The following is a 20,406-nucleotide window of genomic DNA, read 5'->3' on the forward strand; positions in this document are numbered from 1 at the left end:
GGTGGTTCTCCGTGCCGTTCCCCTTACGTCGGGCAGCGGCCCCTGTGTTGGTTGGTAAGTGGAGGTGCCCCGTGCTGGGTCCCGTGATTCTCGCCGCGTCGCGCAGCGACCGGATGCGTCGTCTCGTCTCGGCCGCGCCCGTGACCAAGCCGGTCGTCGACCGGTTCATCCCCGGCGAGACGGTCGACCAGATCGTGCCGATCATCCGGGAGCTGACCGATCAGGGCCTGGAACTGACGATGGACGTCGTCGGCGAGGACATCACCACCCCCGCGCAGGCCGAGGCCGCCCGCGACGCCTACCTGGAGCTGATCGACCGGCTCAAGCCGCTGGAGCTCGGCACCCGCGCCGAGATGTCCGTCAAGCTCTCCATGTTCGGCCAGGCCCTCCCGTCGCCCAGCACCGCCCTCGACGGAGGGTCCTCCGGACCCGCAGCCGCCTTCCACGGCGGCCACGAGCTGGCCCTCGCCAACGTCCGTCCGGTCGTCGAGGCCGCCGCCGAGATCGGCACCACCGTCACCCTCGACGCCGAGGACCACACGACCCTCGACTCGATGTTCGCCATCCACGAGGAGCTGCGGAAGGACTTCCCGCAGACCGGCTGCGTCATCCAGGCCTACCTCTTCCGCACCGAGGCCGACGCGCGCCGCCTCGCCGACAGCGGCTCTCGCGTACGGTTGGTGAAGGGCGCCTACAAGGAGCCCGCAGAGGTCGCGTACCAACAGCGCCACGAGATCGACAAGGCGTACGTGCGCATCCTGCGCACCCTGATGGAGGGCAAGGGTTACCCGATGATCGGGTCGCATGACCCGCGCCTGATCTCCATCGGCCAGGAGCTGGCCCGCACGGCCGGACGCAAGCTCGACGAGTACGAGTTCCAGATGCTGTACGGCATCCGGAGCGACGAGCACCTGCGACTGGCCGCCGAGGGCCACCGCATGCGCGTCTACACGGCCTACGGCACCGACTGGTACGGCTACTTCATGCGCCGTCTGGCGGAGAAGCCGGCCAACCTCCGGTTCTTCGCCCGCTCGATGGTCACCAAGGGCTGAGCCCGCACCCGCTCGCACAACCCGCTGAAGTCAAGGAGTTACGGAACCCATGGACGCTGTGACCCAGGTCCCCACCCCCGTCAACGAGCCGGTGCACGGCTACGCGCCCGGTTCGCCCGAGCGTGCCCGTCTGGAGGCCAAGCTCAAGGAGCTGGCCGACAACCCCGTCGACCTGCCTTGCACCATCGGTGGCGAGAAGCGGATGGGCGGCGGCGAGCGCTTCGACGTCGTGCAGCCGCACAACCACAAGGCGCGCCTGGGCACCTACGCCAACGCCACCCAGCAGGACGCCCAGGACGCGATCGACGCCGCCCTGGCCGCCGCCCCCGCGTGGCGCGCGATGTCCTTCGACGACCGCGCGGCGATCATCCTGCGCGCCGCCGAGCTGCTGTCCGGCCCGTGGCGCGAGACCATCGCCGCCTCCACGATGCTCGGCCAGTCCAAGACCGCCCAGCAGGCCGAGATCGACAGCCCCTGCGAGCTGATCGACTTCTGGCGCTTCAACGTCCACTACGCCCGGAACATCCTGGCCGAGCAGCCCCCGGCCAACTCCCAGGGCGTGTGGAACCGCATGGACCACCGCCCGCTGGAGGGCTTCGTCTACGCGATCACGCCGTTCAACTTCAGCGCGATCGCGGCCAACCTCCCCACCGCCCCGGCCCTGATGGGCAACGTGGTGGTCTGGAAGCCGTCCCCGACGCAGACCCACGCCGCCGTGCTGCTCATGCAGCTCCTGGAGGAGGCCGGGCTGCCCAAGGGGGTCATCAACCTGGTCACCGGCGACGGCATCGCGGTCTCCGAGGTCGCCCTGGAGCACCGGGACCTTGCGGGCATCCACTTCACCGGCTCGACCAAGACCTTCCAGCACCTGTGGAAGACGGTCGGCAACAACATCGAGAAGTACCGCACCTACCCGCGCCTGGTCGGCGAGACCGGCGGCAAGGACTTCCTCGTCGCCCACCCGAGCGCCGACCGCGCCGTGCTCAAGACCGCACTGACCCGCGGTGCCTTCGAGTACCAGGGCCAGAAGTGCAGCGCCACCTCCCGCGCCTACATCCCGGCGTCCATCTGGAACGACGGGTTCAAGGAGGAGTTCGCCGCCGAGGTCGACTACCTCACCATGGGTGACGTCACCGACCTGTCGAACTTCATCGGCGCGGTCATCGACGAGCGGTCCTTCGCCAAGAACAAGGCCGCCATCGACCGCGCCAAGGAGGACGAGACCTGCACGATCGTCGCGGGCGGCTCCTACGACGACTCGGTCGGCTACTTCGTCCGCCCGACCGTCGTCGAGTGCACCGACCCGGAGAACGAGGTCTTCCGCACCGAGTACTTCGGTCCCTTCCTCGCGGTGTACGTCTACGACGACAGCAAGGCCGACGCGTACGACGAGATGCTGACCCAGATGGAGTCGGTGTCGGACTACGCGCTCACCGGCTCGGTCATCTCCAACGACCGTGCGGCGGCCGCGTACACGATGGAGAAGCTGCGCTACGCGGCCGGCAACTTCTACATCAACGACAAGTCGACCGGCGCCGTCGTCGGCCAGCAGCCCTTCGGCGGCGGCCGGGCCTCGGGCACCAACGACAAGGCCGGCGCCCCGCAGAACTTGATGCGCTGGACGCTGACCCGCGCCATCAAGGAGACGCTGGTCGCGCCGACCGACTACACCTACCCGCACATGGGCTGACACCCGCGCGGACGTCCCGACGGGCCAGGTCTCGCGACCTGGCCCGTCGGCGTGTCCGGGGTTCCTCGCGTGCCCGCCTATCCGGGCATCTCCGTCCGCTCCCACCACTCGTACACCGGCAGCCGGCCCCCGGGGGTGTCCGCCTCGCGTCCGGCGCGCCGGAAGTGCTCGTAGCCGTTGCGCAGTTCGATCTTGATGTCCTCGCCGGGAGGCGGGAGCGGGACGATCCGCTCCGGCAGGTCCCGGGGGCCGCCTTCGAGCAGTGCCTTCGCCATGTCGGTCATGCCCGCACCGTTCCCGCTTCGGCGCTCCGGTGCCACCTGCCGGGACCAAGCATCAGCCGTGTGGTCGACCGCGGACGGCCGACCGGTGAGTTCGCAGGCCGGCGTCGTACGACCCGAGTGAGTCGTCTCAGATAGTAGGAAGTCCGAGTAATTGTGCAGACAGACGTGGCGGGCTCCCTTAACTTTGTAGGAGCCGAACGTCCCGCTCGATCGAGCGAAGGGCGGCCGCGAGACCGTGCCCGTGCAGGCAACCCCTGCGGCACCGCGCTCCCCGCCCCTTCCGGCCTCATGCAATCCCCTTTCTCCGCACCCCGTGTGCTGTGCCGAAGGAGTCGATTCCCATGGCCGAGACCACCGCCCGCCGCCGAGTCCGCCACCTCTCCCGTACCAGCGACTCCGACCGCAAGAACGCCGCGGCCGCCCTCCAGCGCGCCCTCGACCGCCGGGACAACGGCGGCGCCACCGGCCACTGAGCGGCCCGGGACACCAGTGGCGTCCGCATGGCGGACGCCGCATGTCATCCCGTGGGACGAGCGATAGGGTTCCGTCATGTCTCGCAGCCTCAATCTCGCAGTGATTCCCGGTGACGGCATCGGCCAGGAGGTCGTGGCCGAAGGCCTGAAGGTCCTCTCCGCCGTCCTTCCGCAGGATGTGAAGCTGGAGACCAAGGAGTTCGACTTCGGCGCCCGGCGGTACCACGCCACCGGTGAGACCCTCACCGACGCCGACCTCGACGCCCTCAAGGGCCACGACGCCATCCTGCTCGGCGCGATCGGCGACCCGTCGGTGCCGTCCGGCGTGCTGGAGCGTGGCTTCCTGCTCAAGCTCCGCTTCGCCTTCGACCACCACGTCAACCTGCGTCCGAGCAAGCTCCTGCCCGGCGTCGCCACCCCGCTCGCCGGCCAGCCCGAGATCGACTTCGTCGTCGTCCGCGAGGGCACCGAGGGCCCCTACACGGGCAACGGCGGCACCATCCGCAAGGGCACCGAGCACGAGGTCGCCACCGAGGTCTCCGTCAACACGGCCTACGGCGTCGAGCGCGTCGTCCGCGACGCCTTCGCCCGCGCCCAGGCCCGCCCCCGCAAGAAGCTCACGCTGGTCCACAAGAACAACGTGCTGACGTTCGCGGGCCACCTGTGGACCAACGTCTTCAACAAGGTCGCGGCGGAGTACCCCGAGGTCACCACCGACTACATCCACGTCGACGCCGCGACCATCTACCTGGTCACCGACCCGGCCCGCTTCGACGTGATCGTCACCGACAACCTCTTCGGCGACATCATCACCGACCTCGCCGCCGCCGTCTCCGGCGGCATCGGCGTCGCCGCCAGCGGGAACATCAACCCGTCCGGCGCCTTCCCCTCGATGTTCGAGCCGGTGCACGGCTCCGCGCCCGACATCGCCGGCCAGGGCAAGGCCGACCCCACCGCCACGGTCCTGTCCGTCGCCCTGCTGCTGCGCCACCTCGGGTACGAGGCCGAGGCGGACCGCATCGAGGAGGCGGTCTCGGCCGACCTCGGCGAACGCGGCGGCCGGCCCGCCCGCTCCACCTCGGAGATCGGCGACGCGCTCGCCGCACGAGTAGCCGGCTGACACCCGCCGCGCCACTCGATCGAATCCGTTTCGAAGCCGCCGGGTCCAAAAACAAGGCACCCGGCGGCTTTCTCCTGCGTCCGCCAGGTGCGACCATCGAATCCTGGGCCGCATTCACCCCGTTTCACCCACCGTGGGCCGCGCGCGATAATCGAACGCGAAGCCGCGACTTGAGGGAATGCTCGGACGTCCTAGCACCGGCCACCGGCCGTACGGGCGTGACCGCGGCCCGTCACAACCCATACCGGTGAAGGACAGCCACCCATGACGACGCCCACGATCGAGCTCAAGCCCTCCGCCAACCCGCTCTCGGACTCCGAGCGCTCGGCGATTCTGGCCAACCCCGGGTTCGGCCGCCACTTCACCGACCACATGGTGACGATCAAGTGGACCGAGGGCCGCGGCTGGCACGACGGCCAGCTCGTGCCGTACGCCCCGCTCTCCCTCGACCCGGCCACCATGGTCCTGCACTACGCGCAGGAGATCTTCGAGGGCCTGAAGGCTTACCGGCGCCCCGACGGTTCCGTCGCCACCTTCCGTCCGGAGAAGAACGGCGCCCGCTTCCAGGCCTCCTCGCGCCGCCTTGGCATGCCCGAGCTTCCGGTCGACACCTTCATCGAGGCCTGCGACGCGCTGGTCAAGCAGGACGAGAAGTGGGTCCCGGCGCACGGCGGCGAGGAGTCCCTCTACCTGCGCCCCTTCATGATCGCCACGGAGGTCGGCCTGGGCGTCAAGCCGGCCAACGAGTACCTCTTCCTCGTCATCGCCTCCCCGGCCGGCGCCTACTTCCCGGGCGGCGTCAAGCCGGTCTCCATCTGGGTCTCCGAGGACCGGGTCCGCGCCGTCCCCGGCGGCATGGGCGACGCCAAGACCGGCGGCAACTACGCGGCGTCGCTGCTCGCGCAGGCCGAAGCGGCGGCCAAGGGCTGCGACCAGGTCTGCTACCTCGACGCCATCGAGCGCAAGTGGGTCGAGGAACTGGGCGGCATGAACCTGTACTTCGTGTACGGCAACAAGATCATCACGCCGTCGCTCACCGGCTCCATCCTGGAGGGCGTCACCCGCGACTCCCTCCTCACCGTCGCCCGTGACCTCGGCTACGAGGCTCAGGAGGGCCGCGTCTCGGTCGACCAGTGGCAGCGCGACTCGGAGAACGGCACCCTCACCGAGGTCTTCGCCTGCGGCACCGCGGCCGTGATCACGCCCGTCGGCACGGTCAAGCGGACCGGCGCTCAGTGGCAGCAGAGCGGGGGCGAGACGGGTGAGGTGACGCAGCGACTGCGGGACGCGCTGCTGGACATCCAGCGGGGCACCGCGGAGGACACGCACGGGTGGATGCACACGCTGGCGTGATCCGCCCCGGGTGGGGGCGGGACGCCGTGCCGGGGACTCCGCCCCCGGGCCCGGCCTAGGCCCGCCCACCACCCGACTCGGTCGGACAAGAAGCGAGCAACCCCTCCTCGGGCGCCGGCGCCACCGCGCCCCCCGGTGTGCACAGCACGTACACCACCCCGCCCACCAGCCCCGACAGCAGGAAGCTGCAGTCCACCCCGCCGGTGAGGGACAGCAGCGGGCCCTCGTACGACGGCAGGGAGACCGCCAGTACGCCGACCACCGCGCCCACCGCCCAGGCGGCCGTCGCGGGGACGTTCCAGCCGGACCGGTACCAGTAGATCCCGCCCCGCGCCCGGCGGTTGAAGACCTGGAGGGCGTCCGCGTCGTAGACCCCGCGGCAGCGGACCGAACCGATCATCGTGATGACCGCCCACGGGGTGCCGATCGCCGTCAGCAGCAGCACGAAGGACGTCATCGCCGACTGCGCCTCCCAGGCGTAGTGCCCCGCGAAGACGCAGGCCGTGGCGACGACGGCGACGGCGCAGGTGGCGCGGGCCCGGGAGGCGCGCGGCAGGATCGCGTCCAGGTCCAGGCCCATCGAGTACAGCATCAGCCCCGCGTTGCCGACCGAGCCGGCCGAGGCGGCCAGCAGCAGCGGCACCAGGTACCAGGTGGGCGCGGCGTCGACCAGCGGGCCCGCGTAGTCCAGGGCGGCGTGGGCGGCGTACGCGGTGAAGGTGCCGAAGAGCTGGGGGACCAGCAGACCCAGCATCAGCCCCAGCCAGGTCGCGTGCAGCACCCGGCGGGAGGAGAAGCGTACCGGGGAGATGTAGCGGGTGTAGTCGCCGAGCAGCGTGATGAAGGCGATCGGCCCGGACAGCCCGGCGGCCACGGCGGCCAGCAGCCACGTCGGCCAGAACCCGCCCAGCAGATACCCGCCCGCCTCCGGCAGCGCGGCGGTGGTGAAGTCGGGGGCGTAGGCGATCACGCCGAGCACCAGCAGGGCCGTCATGCCGTAGGCCAGCACCCGGGACATGGCGAGCAGCACCCGGTAGCCGTAGACCGCGCCCGCGACGGTCGCGGCGGCGAGCAGGCCGTAGACGACGGCGTACATCGCGCCGCCCTGGGGCAGGCCGAACAGCCGGCCGAGCACGCCCGCCATCACGTCTCCGCCGATCCACACGGTCAGCGCGGTGTAGCCGAGGGCCAGGAGCAGCCCGACCACCGAGCCGACCAGGCGCCCGCGCACACCGAACTGGGCGCCGGAGGACGTGGACAGGTTGGTGCCGGTGCGCAGGGAGATCAGGGCCAGTGGGGCCGTGAAGACCGTGCCGACGGCCGTCCCCGCGACCACCGAACTCACCGACGCCCACCAGCCGAGGCCGAAGGACGGCGGCAGCCAGCCGAAGACGATCACGCCCAGGCAGAGGTTGGACCCCAGCAGGATCGAGACCAGGTCCCGGGGACCGCTGGTGCGTTCGGCTTCCGGGATGGTGTCGACTCCGCGCTGTTCTATCGGCATGGCTGGTCTCCTTCGACGGCCGTCCGAGGTGTTCCTGAGGGTTAGAGCGACGTTCAATGTGACGTGTGCCCCGGGTGCTCGTCAACGGTTCCGTTGCGTGAATCCCGTGTTTAGAGTGATGTTTACATTTAGAGTGTTGCTCTAAAATTGGGAAGGCAAGGAGGTGCCGCGTCGTGAGACTGACCCCCACGGAACGTGACCGGCTGCTGCTCTTCGGGGCGGCCGGGCTGGCCCGTGCCCGCCGGGCCCGCGGGCTCAGGCTGAACGTGCCGGAGGCCACCGCGCTGATCGCGGACACCGTGTGCGAGGCCGCCCGCGACGGAGCACGGCTCGCCGAGGCCATCGAGCGCGCCCGGTCCGTACTCGGCCCGGACGACGTCCTGCCCGGCGTCGCCGACGTGGTCACCGAGGTGCACGTGGAGGCCGTCTTCGACGACGGCTCCCGCCTCGCGGTCGTCACCGACCCCGTCGGGGGCGGCAGACTCGGGGCCGACGCCCCCGGTGCCCTGCTGCCGGGACCCGAACACGCCGAACCCGAGGCGGCGGTGCGTCTCCCGGTCACCAACACCGCGACCGTGCCCGTCTCCGTGACCTCCCACTTCCACTTCTTCGAGGCCAACCCGCGGCTCGACTTCGACCGCGAACGGGCCTACGGCATGCGCCTCGCCGTCCCCGCCGGGTCCTCCGTCCGCTTCGGCCCCGGCGAAAGCGCCGAGGTGGGACTCGTGCCGATCGGCGGCGCCCGCGTCGCCATCGGGTTCGCGGGGCTGGTGGACGGCCCGCTGGACGCGCCGGGCGCCAAGCAGGAGGCGCTGCGCCGGGCCGCCGTCTGCGGCTACCTGGGAGCCGCCGCAGAGGGATACCCGGGAGCGACCGGAGAGGAGGGACGGCGATGAGCCGCCCCGGAGGACACCCCGCCGAGGCCCCCCGCCTCACCGCGGACGAGTACGCCGCCACCCACGGCCCCCGGGCCGGCGACCGGCTCCGTCTCGGCGACTCGGGGCTGGTGATCCGCGTCGAGTCCGACGGGCAGCGCCACGGCGACGAGTTCCTCGCCGGCTTCGGCAAGACCGCCCGCGACGGACTGCACCTGAAGGCCGCCGCCGTCCGCGAGACCTGCGACGTCGTGATCAGCAACGTGGTCGTGATCGACGCCGTGCTGGGCATCCGGAAGGTGTCCATCGGGATCCGCGAAGGGCGCATCCACGCCATCGGCCGGGCGGGCAACCCCGACACCCTCGACGGTGTCGACGTGGTCGTCGGCACGGGCACCTCGATCGTGTCCGGCGAGGGGCTCATCGCCACCGCCGGGGCCGTGGACACCCACGTCCACCTGCTCTCCCCGCGCATCATGGAGGCCTCGCTCGCCTCCGGCGTGACCACGATCATCGGGCAGGAGTTCGGCCCCGTCTGGGGCGTCGGCGTCAACTCGCCCTGGGCACTGAAACACGCCTTCGGTGCCTTCGACGCCTGGCCGGTCAACATCGGCTTCCTGGGCCGGGGTTCCTCGTCCCACGAGGCGCCGCTGATCGAGGCGCTGGCCGAGGGCGGGGCGTCCGGCTTCAAGGTGCACGAGGACATGGGCGCCCACACCCGCGCCCTCGACACCGCGCTGCGCGTCGCCGAGGAGTACGACGTCCAGGTCGCCCTGCACAGCGACGGGTTGAACGAGTGCCTGTCCGTCGAGGACACCCTCCGGGTCCTGGAGGGCCGCACCATTCACGCCTTCCACATCGAGGGCTGCGGCGGGGGACACGTCCCCAACGTGCTGAAGATGGCCGGCGTCCCGAACGTCATCGGCTCCTCCACCAACCCCACCCTGCCCTTCGGCCGGGACGCGGTCGCCGAGCACTACGGCATGATCGTCTCCGTCCACGACCTCAAGACCGACCTGCCGGGCGACGCCGCCATGGCCCGTGACCGCATCCGCGCCGGGACCATGGGCGCCGAGGACGTGCTGCACGACCTGGGCGCCATCGGCATCACCTCCTCCGACGCGCAGGGCATGGGCCGGGCCGGCGAGACCGTGCGCCGCACCTTCGCCATGGCCGGGAAGATGAAGGCCCAGTTCGGCGCCCCGGACGCGGACCACGACAACGAACGCGTCCTGCGCTACATGGCCAAGCTGACCATCAACCCCGCCATCGCCCACGGCCTCGCCCACGAGATCGGCTCCCTCGAGGCCGGCAAGCTCGCCGACATCGTGCTGTGGCGCCCGGACCACTTCGGCGCCAAGCCGCAGCTCGTCCTCAAGTCGGGCTTCCCGGCGTACGGCGTGGTCGGCGACCCCAACGCGGCCACCGACACCTGCGAACCCCTCGTCCTCGGGCCCCAGTTCGGCGCGCACGGCGCCACGCCCGCCGAGATATCGGTGGCCTTCGTCGCGCAGGCCGCCCTCGACCGGGGACACGACACCATGCCGACCCGCCGCCGTCGGGTCGCCGTGCGCGGCACCCGCGGCATCGGCCCGGCCGACCTGCGGCTGAACTCCCGTACCGGCGCGGTCGACGTCGACCGGCGCACCGGCCTGGTCACCCTCGACGGCGACCCGCTGCACTGCGAACCCGCCGACTCGGTCTCCCTCAACCGCCTCTACTTCCTCTGAGGCTCCTCCCCCTGACGTTCCTCCGACCCCCTGGGACACCTCCATGACCTTCCGCATGCCGCCCGAGTGGGCCCCGCACGAACGCACCTGGATGGCCTGGCCCGGCCCCAACCCGACGTTCACGAACGACGAGGAACTGGCCGAGGCCCGGGCGGCCTGGGCGGCCGTGGCCCGTGCGGTGCGCCGCTTCGAGCCGGTGACGATGGTGCATGGACCCGGCCAGGGCGCCACCGCGCGCGAGCTGCTGGGCCCGGACGTCGACCTGGTGGAGCGCGAGCTGGACGACGCCTGGATGCGGGACATCGGCCCGACCTTCGTGACGGACGGGCAGGGCGGGCTGGCCGCCGTGGACTGGGTGTTCAACGGCTGGGGCGCCCAGGAGTGGGCCCGCTGGGAGCACGACTCCAAGATCGCCCGCCATGTCGCGGACCTGGCTGGCACGCCCGCGTTCAGCAGCCCGCTCGTCAACGAGGGCGGCGCGATCCACGTCGACGGCCAGGGCACGGTCCTGCTGACCGACACCGTCCAGCTCGGCCCCGGCCGCAACCCCGGCTGGACCCGCGAGCAGGTCGAGGCGGAGATCCACGCCAGGCTCGGCACCACCAAGGCGATCTGGCTTCCGCACGGCCTGACCGGCGACTACGGCAGGTACGGCACCCAGGGCCACGTCGACATCGTCGCGGCCTTCGCCCGGCCCGGCACCGTCGTCGTGCACAGCCAGCGCGACCCGCGCCACCCCGACCACGCCCGCTCGCGGACGTACCTGGAGATCCTGCGCGGCCAGACCGACGCCAGGGGACGGCGCCTCGAGGTCGTCGAGGTGCCCGCCCCGACCGTCCTGAAGGACGAGAACGGCGACTGGGTCGACTACTCGTACATCAACCACTACCTGTGCAACGGCGGCGTCGTCCTGTGCTCCTTCGGCGACCCGAACGACGAACTCGCGGCGGGCGTCTTCCGCCGGCTGTTCCCCGAGCGGACGGTGACCCTGGTGGACGCGCGTACGATCTTCGCGGGTGGCGGAGGCATCCACTGCATCACGCAGCAAGAACCCAAGCGCGCAGGTCAGTGAGCTGACCTGCGGTTTCTTCCCGACGTAATTAGCTTGAGTTAGCCTGAGTTAGGTCTACTCGGCTCTAGCTCGTAAGATCTTTCTCCCATCCTTCTCCCATGGGAGAAGCGTCAGCGGCCCCCGGCGATACGCCAGGGGCCGCTTCTGTAAGACCAGGGTGGGGCGACCACCCGGGGAGGCGGAAAGTCCCCACCCTGGCCGCTATGTCCAACGCGCGAATCGTGCACATGTCACGGGGCGTTGGTGAACTCACGCTGCGCCTCGCGTCGACGGCCTCGGGAGTGGACTGGCCGCCCGCCGACGAGGGGGTACTCACGGCGGGCGGCCGCCTCACCGGAGCGGTCGGCCGCACCGGGGCCGGAGGGGCGCGCTCAGGCGCCGGCTAACACGATCTCGAACGTGCGTACGAATTGCATCCGGCCATTCGAGCACGAACTGATAGCTGTCCGCTACATCTCTCGAGCAACGGCTCGGCCAGTCCAGGCGCTACCTGCTGAAGTACCCAGGCGGCGCAAGATTTACCACAGATGGTAAAGACTTCCAATCAAGATCATCCGAACGTGGCAGCGTGCCACTCGACCCCATGCCCGCCTGGGTACGCCCCCGACGCGCGGAGCTCGGGGACCAACTCCGCAACTACCGCCGAGCCGCCGGCCTCTCTCAGATCCAGCTCGGCGAACGCATCGGCCGCGACCACAAGACCATCCACCGCTGGGAGACGGCGATCACCGATCCCACTCTCACCGACCTCATCCTCATCGCGGACGCCATCGGAGTCCCGCTCGGCGAGCTCGTCTACTGACGGGCCGGAGCCGAGAGCGGCCCGCCTCCGACGGGGTGGCAGAAGCGGGCCGCGGTCTCCTCGGCGCTACGCGACTCGCTGTCCGCGCAGCGCCTCGAGGGTCTGCCGGTACAGGGGACCGGAGTAGTGCGCCGCGTCCTCATGGGTGGCGGCGGACGTCTCGATCAGGCTGTGCGCGACGGCCTTCAGCTCGGCCGACCAGAGCAGCACGTGCTCGCGTGCGTCCTTCCCGCAGGCCTGCGGCTCACCCGGCAGACACAGCGGCAGCGGCTGCGGAGCGAGCTTGTTCACCGCGTGGCGTACGTACCCCGCGATGCGTGCCCACTCTTCCTCGGTGCGCTCCATGATCGTCGCCCCTTTCGGTCAGTCTCCGGACGGGCTGCCGATCGTAGCGGCCGGGGCGTCGGCTATTCGCGGGTCGCAGTGCCCCACGGATGGCACGCACGGACTGCACGGTCCGCACATGGGGAGGAACTGCGGCGGCGTACACGACTGCGCCGGCATGTTCCCGTGGGCGGCCTCGATCTCCGAGCGAGCTCGGCGCGTGGCCGGCCCGGCCCAGATGTCCGCGAGTGGCGTCGCCTTGACGTTGCCCAAGCTGATGAACCGGCCCAGTACGCACGGCCAGACGTCGCCGTCCGGACCGACCGCGACCTTCCCGTCGGCGCAGTGCCCGCACAGATCAGCCATCGTCGGCGCCGCTCCCCGGCTGGCCCGCCCGAACGCCCGTGTCCGGTCGGCCCCGACGACGGTGAGGCCCAGCTCCTTGAGGTCCTGCTGCGCCTGGACGGCGCGCTGCTGCGGGCGTACCTGGATGACGCCGCCGCGGAGGGTGAGGCCCAGCTCCTGCGCGCGCATGATGTTGGCGCGGGTGCGGGCGTGGGATCCCTTGCGGTCGGTCACGGCGTCGTGGTCGGCGGCGGTGTCGGAGTAGTACGACGTGGCCAGCCGGACGTCGTACTCCTTGAACACCTGCCACTGGGTCTCGCTCACCGCCGTGAGGTTGGAGAACACCTCCACCGTGAGGCCGACCTCCCGAGCGTGGATGATCAGGTGCACGATGCGCGGGTACAGCAGCGGCTCGCCGCCGATGAACTGCACGTCGCGGGCGCCCATGGCCGCGAGCTGGGTGATCGTGCCCGCCCAGTCGGAGACGGTCATGGTGCCGTGCGTGCCGCGCGGCGAGGAGTCCGCGTAGCAGTGGGTGCATTCGAGGTTGCAGCGCCCGGTGACCTCGAGCCACGCGAAGCGTAAGGGTGCCGTCATCTCGTTTGCCTTCCTGCTCTGTGGGTGGGGGACGACCGCCCGGGCGGTGGCGGACGGGGTGGCGCGGCGGGAGGGACCGCAGCCTGATGTGGGTGGGCAGGCGTACACGTCGACGCTGAGATCGTGGGCGCCGGAGTGTCCCTCGGCGCGGCCGGCGGATACGCCGCCCCGCAGTGCGAGGGAGGCGCCGCAGTGCACGCAGGCCCAGCCGGAGTACACGGCACGGCTGAGGCTCGCGGCATCGGGCAGGGTGCCGCTCACTGGTTCGGGTACGGGGTCAGGCTGTAGATGCGGATGCAGTGGATGCAGGCGTAGTGGATCTTGCCGCCGCTGCCTGCCTCGCTGAGCTGGATTCGCTGCACGTTCTCGGCGATGCGCTGGTGCCACGAGCAGTAGCCGTCAGTCGTGGAGGTGGGCGGAGTGCTCGCGGTCCGCGTAGTCTCGGCCATGTCGATGCTCCCGTTAGCGTCGGCCACACCCCGGGAGGCCACCACCTCGCCGGGGCTCTGTCGTCTCAGCCGACGCTAGGGATGTGATGTGCAGCACTGCCAGCGATGTGCAGATCTGTGCACGCATTCACGCATCCGGGGCTGATGGCGCGAAGGCGCCCTTGACCGCCGCGCCCAGGCAGGTGACCGTGGCGCACAGTCCTGCACACCGCGAGCGCTGGAGGCGACCATGTCGTTAACGTTCATCGGCATCGACCCGAACACCGGGGACGAGGAGAGTCCCACAGTCTGGGTCGACGAGAGGCGGCAGGAGCTCGTGCTGCAGGGGTGGCTGCCCGATGAGGAGACCATGGCCGAGTGCGCCGCGTTCACGGTGCCCGGTCACGCCGTCGGCATCCCGGACAACGAGGGTGTCGTCCGTATCCCGGCCAGGATGGTGACGATGATCAGGGAGGCGTGCGATGCGCTCGAACGTGCCGCCCGCGTTCGCTGACCTCCTGGCCGGCACCGCCCGCACCGCCGTCCACCTGGAGATGCGCGACAGCTACGCGGTCGACTACGAGGCCGGGCCCTTCGCGGACTGGCGCCGCGGGTTCCGCCACGACCAGGACGACCGGGCCTCCTGGTGGCGGCCCTGGCTCGACCTGGTCCAGGAGACGGTGGCCCGCGGCGTCACCATCCGCCGGGCGCGCATCGTCTCGGAGCCGGTCACCGAGTACACCCGGTACCTGTACGACACGACCTTCACGAACGTCGCCGCGGGTGAGCTGGTGCGCTGGCTGCCCCGCCGCCAGGCCTCGACCCTAGCCCTGCCCGGCAACGACTTCTGGCTGTTCGACGACCAGCTCGTGCGGTGGAACCACTTCGACGGCAACGGGCGCAGCCTCGGCCCGGAAGTCACGGACGACCCGGCCGCCGCCAAGCTGTGCGCCACCGCGTTCGAGGAGGCCTGGGCCCGGGCCACACCACACGACCAGTACACGATCACCTGACAGCACGCACCGGACAGGCCAGCCCATGCCCATCTCCCCCTCGTCCTCGGCGCAGGCCGCCCGCGAAGTCGTGGCCGCGCGGCTGCGGGACATGCGCCGGACCGCAGGGCTGACGATCACTGGGCTGGCCGACCTGTGCGGCTGGCACCACGCCAAGACCTCGAGGATCGAGAACGCCCGCACCGCCCCCACCGCCACGGACATCCGCCTGTGGTGCCGCGCGTGCGACGCCCTGGACCAGGTCGACGACCTGATCTCCCAGTCCCTGCACGCCGAGTCCATGTACACCGAGTGGCGCACCCAGGTACGCGAAGGCCTCGCCGCCCTGCAGGGACGCGAGCCCCGCCTGTTCCAGGACACCCGGCACTTCCGGGTCTACTCCGGATCACTCGTCCCTGGACTCCTGCAGACCGAGGGCTACGCCGCCGGCATCCTCGGCATCAGCGCCCGCTTCCGGGACGTCCCCGTCGACGACAGCGCCGCAGCCGCCCGGGCCAGAGTCGACCGCTCGCAGATCATCCACCAGCCGGGGCGAACCTTCGTCTTCGCCGTCGAGGAGGCAGCCCTCCGCTACCAGGTGTGCGACGCGGACGCGATGGCCGCACAGCTCGGCCACCTCCTGACCGCCGGCGCCCTGCCGCAGGTCTCCCTCGGCGTCATCCCCATGGCCACCACCGAGCGACGGCAGTGGCCGCGCGAGACCTTCCACATGTACGACGACCGGCTCGTCTCCGTCGAGCTGGTCTCCGCCCGCGTGCGGATCACCCAGCCCACCGAGATCAGCCTCTACGCCCGCGCGTTCGAGGAGCTGCGCGGCATGGCCGTGTACGGCGCCGACGCCCGCGCCCTGGTCCTCCGCGCCATCGAAGCCCTGCACTGACACGACGACGCGGCCCCCTCCCCGTACGGGGAGGGGGCCGTGAGGGTCACGGGTACTGGCGGCGGTTCGGATCCAGCGCCAGGGGGAGCGGGCTCGCTGGTGGTGCGTCCGGCTCCTGGTCCTCCTCGTCGCTGTCGCCGGGGGCGGTGTCGCGCATACAGACGAGGGCGTTCTCGTCCCACTCGGGTGCCTGCGCGCTGTACCCCGTCGGGCACGACGGCCCGGCCGGACCGCGCTCTCCGGCGGGGCCCTCCGGTCCGGCCGGGCCGGGCTCGCCCTGCGGCCCCGCCGGTCCGGCCGGCCCGGCAGGACCGGCCACCCCCGCCGGGCCCGGCGATCCCTCGGCGCCAGGCTCGCCGTCCAGACCGGCCGCCCCTGCCTCACCGGTTGCACCGTCCTGCCCGTCGTCTCCGTCGGCGCCGGCCTTGCCCGGGGTGCCTGGTCGGCCGGGCGGACCGGACGGGCCCGCCTTTCCGGGCGGCCCGGTCACCGACGCTCCCGGCTCCCCCTGCTCACCGCGCGGCCCGGCCACCGGCGTACCGCCGAGGTCCTCCACCTGCTGGGCCAGCGCATCCCGCTCGCCTTGTGCCGACCGCAGATCGTGCGTGAGGGCCACGACCTGCACCGCCAGCCACGCCAGGAAGGCGGCGGACAGCAGGCCGGTGACGGCGATCAGCCACTCGGCCCGCGGCACCGGCCACCGCCGGCGTCTCTTCGTCCTGGTGCTCACCCTGCCACCACCGCCCACACCGCGATCGCCGCCGACAGCAGAGCCATCAGCACCGGGATGACCGCCTGGTAAAGGCGCCGCTGCCGCTCGGCCTCGCGCCGGTCCCGCTCCGCCAGCTGGTACTGCTCGAACGCGTCCTCGAGGGAGTCCCGATCCGATCGCACCTGCTGCACGTCCGCCTGCAGCTGTGCCAGGCGCTGCTCGAAGTACGTGTTCTGGATCGTGTACACGTCCAAGGACACGACCTTGTCGAGTCGCGAATGCAGCTCCCCGAGGCGGGCCTCGAGCAACGCCTGCAGCGCGCCGATCTGCCGCCCTAGTTCGCCGTTGGACGGCTCGTCGGCCATTGATCCCCCAGGGGTCAGACGCTGGTACGCGGGCTGTGCTTGGTCACCCAGCCGGACACGAACGTGATGGCCGCCGGGACCAGGGCGAGGACGAACGGAGCCAGAGCCGGGGGCATCCAGCTCACCAGCTCGGCATGGTCCTGCACCGCCTCGAGCCCGGCGAGCAGCGCGGTGCTGCCGACGTACGTGCCGGCGGTCGCGGCGGTGACCTTCTTCTCTACGGGTGCAGCCATGGTCAGGACTCCTTCTTGAGTGCGACGACCTCGGCACGCAGTGCGGCGACGTCCTTGCGGAGATCTGCGAGTGCTCCAGGCAGGCCAGCCACCGCGTTGTAGATCGAGCGGATGTAGCTGGACGCCGTCCAGCGCGGGTTCTTCTTCACGTCCGGGGCGAACTTCGGAGCCGGCAGCATGTCCTCGTCCCACGCGGCCTCGGCGATCTGCCGTTTGCTGTATCCCGCCATCGGGTCCTCCTGCTCTGTGCTGTTGGGGGTCTTGCCGTGGAGGCGGTCGGCGACCCGGGAGCGCATCGACGCCATGGTGAAGCCACGCGGGTCGACCTTGCCGGGCTGCCACTCGAGGTGGCCAATCACCGACCGCTCGTCCCAGCCGTGGTGCCGGCACACCGCGGCGGCCGCACGCTCGATCGCCTCGAGCTGGACCTCCGGCCAGGGGTCCTTGCCGTCGCCGAGGTTCTCGCACTCGAAGCCGTAGAAGTGGCGGTTGCCGTCGGTGTTGGCCTCGTTGTCCCGGGGCAGCGGCTTCTCCGCGACGACGGCACGCAGGACGTCGTCGTCGCCCAGGCCGGCGTGGTTGGCCCGGCCGTAGCCAACCAGGTGAACCTTGCCGTCCTTGGTGATGACGCCGTGACACAGGGGCCCGGGCAGATTGGCGTGGCCCCTGCGGCAGAGCTCCACCGTGTGGGCGCTGCCCCGGGTCACGGTGTGGTGGATCATCACCCCGTTGACCGGACCCCACGGCCCCTTGTGGTTGCGGTTGTGGTCCCGCCAGTCACCGACCTCGACGACGTCGAGGCCCTCGTCACGCAGCGCCTGCAGGAAGCTGTCGGCGCTCATCGGGGAGGCCATCAGCTGGTGGCCGATCCGGCGCGGGCGATCGCGGCGTTCGCCCAGAACATGACCTCTTCGAGCTTGGTGATGGCGAGGCTCTTCTCGCGTCCTTCGGGGAGCCGTTCGTTCAGCTCGTCGGCCAGACGCCGGCAGTGCTGCCGGACGCTGGTGTGCTCGTCGCGTTTCTCCTGCGTGGTGGCCGCGTGGAATGCGAACCGGTGCTCGATGTCAGCGGGTTGCACGGGTACCTCCTGGGGATGGAGAACGCCCCGGCCTGGTGGCGCGGGGCGTGGGGTTGATGCGGTGGGTGCGGTCAGAAGAGTGCGAAGAAGGCGGCCTTCTTGGTGCCACCGGCGGGCGGGGTGACGGGCACGGTGTTGAGGTTGTCGAACTCCGCGTAGTCGACGGTGCCGTTGTTGCGGCGGGTCTCCAGCCGCAGCTCGACGGTGGTCGACGCGGCCGCCCAGGCCGGGGTGGCCAGCGTCCGTCTGGTCGTCCACGTCGACCCGTCCGGGCTCGTCGACCAGGTGAGGGTGCCGCCCGCCTCGCTGATCCGCACGTAGGCGTGAGCGACCGGATCGTAGGTGACCTCCACCGCCGCCCCGTCGAAGTAGTCCACGTTCGACTGGAGCCTCAGCTTGCCGGTGAAGCGGTCGATCTTCGCGCCGATCTCCGTGCCCTCCACGGAGTGCAGCAGTGAGATCTGTGCGTACGCCGTGGTGGTGGCACCGCCGAGGGCTGGCGGGTAGATCCTCACGAAGGCTGAGGACCCGGCCAGCGTGTACGCGGCGCCGCTCACGTAGGCCCCGTAGTTCGGGTCGCACTGCACCCGGGCCCGCCCGCCGACCTCTGAGTAGACGCCGTAGTTGCCGGGCCAGCGGGTGCCGTCCACCGTGTTGTCGTCGAAGTCGTCGACCAGCGTCGCGAGGGCCGGCATCAGTACCCCTTGGCGTAGGCGATGACCCGCCACACGTTGGCGGCCGCGCTGTAGATCGCGCCGATGTAGTCCGTCTTCCCGGACACGGTGGCGGACAGCGCGGTGATGTCCGACCCGAACACGAACCCGCCGGCACCGGCTGCGAGCGACAGGGTGCGGGCGCCGCCGGAGGCGACGACCTCCCACATCACCTTCTGCCCGTCGACTGGATTCGTCGGCGCGGACAGGGTGCGGTTCCCGGCGATGGTGACCTTGAAGTGGGAGCCGCGGCTGGCGTCGGTGGCGATGGTCGCCCCGTCGGTGAGGGTGATCACCTGGGACGGGGCGTCGATGCCCGGCGGGTGCAGCACGGAGATGGTGCCGGAGCCGCCGCCGACGATCCCCCGGCGGATCGTCGTCCCTGCCGGGTTGGCCGTGCCGCTGACGGCTGCGGTGCCGTCTGCGTAGACCCGGGTCCGCTCCACGGAGTTGGGCTGGGACGGCAGCGAGGTGTTGCCGTCGGCGAAGAGGACGGTGTTGACGCTGGCGAACAGCAGCCCGCAGCTGAGGATCGCGTTGTTGTACGCGTTCGCACCGAAGGTGAACGCGGTCAGCCCGGCGATGCCGGTGCGCAGCTCGACGTAGCTGAGGTTGAACGAGTTGCCGCCGCCGCGCTGGATGTTGACGAGCTTGTCGAACTGCTCGAGGTTGATGTCTTCCCAGTGCGTGTGGTGGACGGGGCCGACGCCGCCGCCCAGTTCGATGCCGGTGCAGCCGGTGCCGTTGGCGATGGCCTCCACCATGTCGAACTTGATCTGGTTCATCACGCCGTCGGCGGTGGTGGACTCGATCTTGTAGGCGATGCCGTTGTTGCCGACCAGCTCGACGAAGACGCGCTCGATCGTCGAGTCACCAGGGTTGAAGTCAGCGTGCTCGCTGTAGAAGCGGATGCCGTTGCCGACCCCGCCGATCTCGATGTTCTCGAACACGCTGCGGAACGGACTGCCCATGTTGATCGCCCAGCCGGTGTGGCTTCCGTCCCACGGGCCCGTGATCTGCAGGTTCTTGAAGCTCGAGTTCCAGAACGACCGGTGGCCGGATGCCGGCCCGTTGGTGGTGGACGAGGTGATCCCGTCCGTGGCTCCGCCCACGGTGATCCCGAAGTTCTCGAAGATCACACGGACGACCTTGGTCAGGTGGATCGCCGCGGTGATCCCGGCACCGGCCACCAGCTGTGTGGCCCGGGCGCCCTGGCCGCGGACGATGATGCCGATCTCCACGTCGACGTCGTCGGTGCCCTCCACGGACAGCGGGGCGGTGAGGTTGTAGTCGCCGACGGTCAGCTGGATCTCGCCGCCGCCGGCGTCGCGTGCGTCGTCGAGGGCCTGCTGGATCTGGACCTGGTCGGCGATGCCGTCACACACGTACGTGGCAGCAGCCCGCACGTCGGCCGGCGCAGTCGCCGACGCGACGATCCGGGAGATCGACGTGTACCCGCCGCCCCCACCACCGCCGCCGGACCCCGTACCGCGGGCCTCGATCCACACCCGGGCCGACTCCCCGACCTGCGCCCACATCCCTGTAACCGAGTCGGGGCCGGAGAACTCGGGGATGAAACCGTTGGAGTCGGCGACGATCTCGGTGACCGGGGCGCCGGCCGCGTCCAGGAGATCGGTGTACTGGGTGCCGCCGTCGGCCGCATCCCAGAACGTGATCACCGCCCCGGGTGCGACACCCCACAGGCCGTCGACCGGCTGCACCACGTAGTCGGCCATGCCCGCACCGAAGAGAGAGCGCGCCAT

The 20,406-nt window shown here is 70.8% G+C and carries 24 protein-coding genes and 1 pseudogene; 13 read left to right on the forward strand and 12 right to left on the reverse strand.

Translation table 11 applies throughout. The annotated features are described in order from the left end of the window. The first annotated feature begins 71 nt into the window (after positions 1–71). Both AB0P07_RS11600 and pruA read left to right on the forward strand, forming a co-directional pair. On the forward strand, positions 72–1,052 hold the full coding sequence (locus tag AB0P07_RS11600) for a proline dehydrogenase family protein (RefSeq protein ID WP_365548559.1): 981 nt from the start codon (positions 72–74) through the stop codon (positions 1,050–1,052). A 49-nt stretch (positions 1,053–1,101) separates the two neighbouring features. Next, positions 1,102–2,742, forward strand: coding sequence for an L-glutamate gamma-semialdehyde dehydrogenase (gene pruA / locus AB0P07_RS11605; RefSeq protein WP_365548561.1), 1,641 nt, complete (start codon positions 1,102–1,104; stop codon positions 2,740–2,742). 77 nt (positions 2,743–2,819) lie between these two features. Here pruA and AB0P07_RS11610 read toward each other — a convergent pair whose 3' ends face one another. Further along, positions 2,820–3,026: a DUF5988 family protein gene (locus AB0P07_RS11610; RefSeq protein WP_365548564.1), complete on the reverse strand. Its 207-nt coding sequence runs from the start codon at positions 3,024–3,026 to the stop codon at positions 2,820–2,822. A 341-nt stretch (positions 3,027–3,367) separates the two neighbouring features. Between AB0P07_RS11610 and AB0P07_RS11615 the strand changes: the two genes are divergently transcribed. The 3 genes from AB0P07_RS11615 to AB0P07_RS11625 all read left to right on the forward strand — a co-directional run bounded on the left by AB0P07_RS11615 (position 3,368) and on the right by AB0P07_RS11625 (position 5,972). Further along, the gene (locus tag AB0P07_RS11615) at positions 3,368–3,499 is read left to right on the forward strand and encodes a hypothetical protein (RefSeq protein ID WP_365548567.1); all 132 of its coding nucleotides are present in this window, start codon (positions 3,368–3,370) and stop codon (positions 3,497–3,499) included. Between the two features lie 76 nt (positions 3,500–3,575). After that, positions 3,576–4,619, forward strand: a complete 1,044-nt coding sequence (locus tag AB0P07_RS11620; RefSeq protein WP_365548570.1) for a 3-isopropylmalate dehydrogenase — start codon at positions 3,576–3,578, stop codon at positions 4,617–4,619. A gap of 264 nt (positions 4,620–4,883) precedes the next feature. After that, positions 4,884–5,972 carry a branched-chain amino acid aminotransferase gene (locus AB0P07_RS11625; protein WP_365548573.1) on the forward strand — a complete coding sequence of 363 codons (1,089 nt, stop codon included), beginning with the start codon at positions 4,884–4,886 and terminating at the stop codon, positions 5,970–5,972. Positions 5,973–6,027: 55 nt separating this feature from the next. Here AB0P07_RS11625 and AB0P07_RS11630 read toward each other — a convergent pair whose 3' ends face one another. After that, entirely contained in the window at positions 6,028–7,476 is a 1,449-nt protein-coding gene (locus tag AB0P07_RS11630; protein ID WP_365548576.1) for a cytosine permease, read from the reverse strand. 173 nt (positions 7,477–7,649) lie between these two features. On the opposite strand from AB0P07_RS11630, the gene ureA reads away from it, so the two are divergent. From ureA to AB0P07_RS11655, 5 genes are all read left to right on the forward strand, one after another. Then, positions 7,650–8,372: an urease subunit gamma gene (ureA, locus tag AB0P07_RS11635; RefSeq protein ID WP_365548579.1), complete on the forward strand. Its 723-nt coding sequence runs from the start codon at positions 7,650–7,652 to the stop codon at positions 8,370–8,372. Beyond that, positions 8,369–10,081, forward strand: coding sequence for an urease subunit alpha (locus AB0P07_RS11640; RefSeq protein WP_365548582.1), 1,713 nt, complete (start codon positions 8,369–8,371; stop codon positions 10,079–10,081). Before ureA ends, AB0P07_RS11640 begins: the two co-directional genes overlap by 4 nt. A 43-nt stretch (positions 10,082–10,124) precedes the next feature. Further along, positions 10,125–11,153 carry an agmatine deiminase family protein gene (locus tag AB0P07_RS11645; RefSeq protein ID WP_365548585.1) on the forward strand — a complete coding sequence of 343 codons (1,029 nt, stop codon included), beginning with the start codon at positions 10,125–10,127 and terminating at the stop codon, positions 11,151–11,153. A 203-nt stretch (positions 11,154–11,356) separates the two neighbouring features. Beyond that, positions 11,357–11,539 carry a hypothetical protein gene (locus AB0P07_RS11650; protein ID WP_365548588.1) on the forward strand — a complete coding sequence of 61 codons (183 nt, stop codon included), beginning with the start codon at positions 11,357–11,359 and terminating at the stop codon, positions 11,537–11,539. A gap of 182 nt (positions 11,540–11,721) precedes the next feature. Next, positions 11,722–11,955: a helix-turn-helix transcriptional regulator gene (locus AB0P07_RS11655; RefSeq protein WP_365548591.1), complete on the forward strand. Its 234-nt coding sequence runs from the start codon at positions 11,722–11,724 to the stop codon at positions 11,953–11,955. Between the two features lie 66 nt (positions 11,956–12,021). Here the strand turns inward: AB0P07_RS11655 and AB0P07_RS11660 are convergent, their stop codons facing one another. The 3 genes from AB0P07_RS11660 to AB0P07_RS11670 all read right to left on the reverse strand — a co-directional run bounded on the left by AB0P07_RS11660 (position 12,022) and on the right by AB0P07_RS11670 (position 13,670). After that, positions 12,022–12,300, reverse strand: coding sequence for a hypothetical protein (locus AB0P07_RS11660; RefSeq protein ID WP_361670334.1), 279 nt, complete (start codon positions 12,298–12,300; stop codon positions 12,022–12,024). An 18-nt stretch (positions 12,301–12,318) separates the two neighbouring features. Further along, a complete protein-coding gene (locus AB0P07_RS11665; RefSeq protein ID WP_365548594.1) occupies positions 12,319–13,221 on the reverse strand; it encodes a radical SAM protein in 903 nt (300 codons plus the stop codon). Between the two features lie 257 nt (positions 13,222–13,478). Then, on the reverse strand, positions 13,479–13,670 hold the full coding sequence (locus tag AB0P07_RS11670; protein ID WP_365548597.1) for a hypothetical protein: 192 nt from the start codon (positions 13,668–13,670) through the stop codon (positions 13,479–13,481). Positions 13,671–13,899: 229 nt separating this feature from the next. Between AB0P07_RS11670 and AB0P07_RS11675 the strand changes: the two genes are divergently transcribed. From AB0P07_RS11675 to AB0P07_RS11685, 3 genes are read left to right on the forward strand one after another with little or no spacing between them, the layout of a single operon-like run. After that, the gene (locus AB0P07_RS11675) at positions 13,900–14,163 is read left to right on the forward strand and encodes a hypothetical protein (RefSeq protein WP_365548600.1); all 264 of its coding nucleotides are present in this window, start codon (positions 13,900–13,902) and stop codon (positions 14,161–14,163) included. Continuing rightward, on the forward strand, positions 14,132–14,662 hold the full coding sequence (locus tag AB0P07_RS11680) for a DUF6879 family protein (protein WP_365548603.1): 531 nt from the start codon (positions 14,132–14,134) through the stop codon (positions 14,660–14,662). Before AB0P07_RS11675 ends, AB0P07_RS11680 begins: the two co-directional genes overlap by 32 nt. Positions 14,663–14,687: 25 nt before the next feature. Next, positions 14,688–15,542 carry a Scr1 family TA system antitoxin-like transcriptional regulator gene (locus tag AB0P07_RS11685; protein ID WP_365548606.1) on the forward strand — a complete coding sequence of 285 codons (855 nt, stop codon included), beginning with the start codon at positions 14,688–14,690 and terminating at the stop codon, positions 15,540–15,542. 46 nt (positions 15,543–15,588) lie between these two features. Here the strand turns inward: AB0P07_RS11685 and AB0P07_RS11690 are convergent, their stop codons facing one another. From AB0P07_RS11690 to AB0P07_RS11720, 7 genes and pseudogenes are all read right to left on the reverse strand, one after another. Continuing rightward, positions 15,589–16,272, reverse strand: coding sequence for a collagen-like protein (locus AB0P07_RS11690; RefSeq protein WP_365548609.1), 684 nt, complete (start codon positions 16,270–16,272; stop codon positions 15,589–15,591). Then, positions 16,269–16,619 carry a hypothetical protein gene (locus AB0P07_RS11695; RefSeq protein ID WP_355161770.1) on the reverse strand — a complete coding sequence of 117 codons (351 nt, stop codon included), beginning with the start codon at positions 16,617–16,619 and terminating at the stop codon, positions 16,269–16,271. Before AB0P07_RS11695 ends, AB0P07_RS11690 begins: the two co-directional genes overlap by 4 nt. 14 nt (positions 16,620–16,633) lie before the next feature. Continuing rightward, positions 16,634–16,852, reverse strand: coding sequence for a holin (locus AB0P07_RS11700; protein ID WP_365548611.1), 219 nt, complete (start codon positions 16,850–16,852; stop codon positions 16,634–16,636). Between the two features lie 269 nt (positions 16,853–17,121). Beyond that, positions 17,122–17,706, reverse strand: a pseudogene (locus AB0P07_RS11705) (N-acetylmuramoyl-L-alanine amidase); the annotation flags it as partial. After that, positions 17,706–17,930 (reverse strand): hypothetical protein, encoded by a 225-nt coding sequence (locus AB0P07_RS11710; protein WP_365548614.1) that lies wholly within the window; start codon positions 17,928–17,930, stop codon positions 17,706–17,708. The gene AB0P07_RS11710 and the pseudogene AB0P07_RS11705, both read right to left, overlap by 1 nt. A gap of 71 nt (positions 17,931–18,001) precedes the next feature. Then, positions 18,002–18,625 carry a hypothetical protein gene (locus AB0P07_RS11715; RefSeq protein WP_365548617.1) on the reverse strand — a complete coding sequence of 208 codons (624 nt, stop codon included), beginning with the start codon at positions 18,623–18,625 and terminating at the stop codon, positions 18,002–18,004. Next, positions 18,625–20,406, reverse strand: a complete 1,782-nt coding sequence (locus tag AB0P07_RS11720) for a hypothetical protein (protein ID WP_365548620.1) — start codon at positions 20,404–20,406, stop codon at positions 18,625–18,627. The genes AB0P07_RS11715 and AB0P07_RS11720 overlap by 1 nt, the downstream gene beginning before the upstream one ends.

It is taken from the genome of Streptomyces sp. NPDC085944 (assembly GCF_040686295.1).
In the GTDB taxonomy this organism is placed as follows: domain Bacteria; phylum Actinomycetota; class Actinomycetes; order Streptomycetales; family Streptomycetaceae; genus Streptomyces; species Streptomyces salinarius.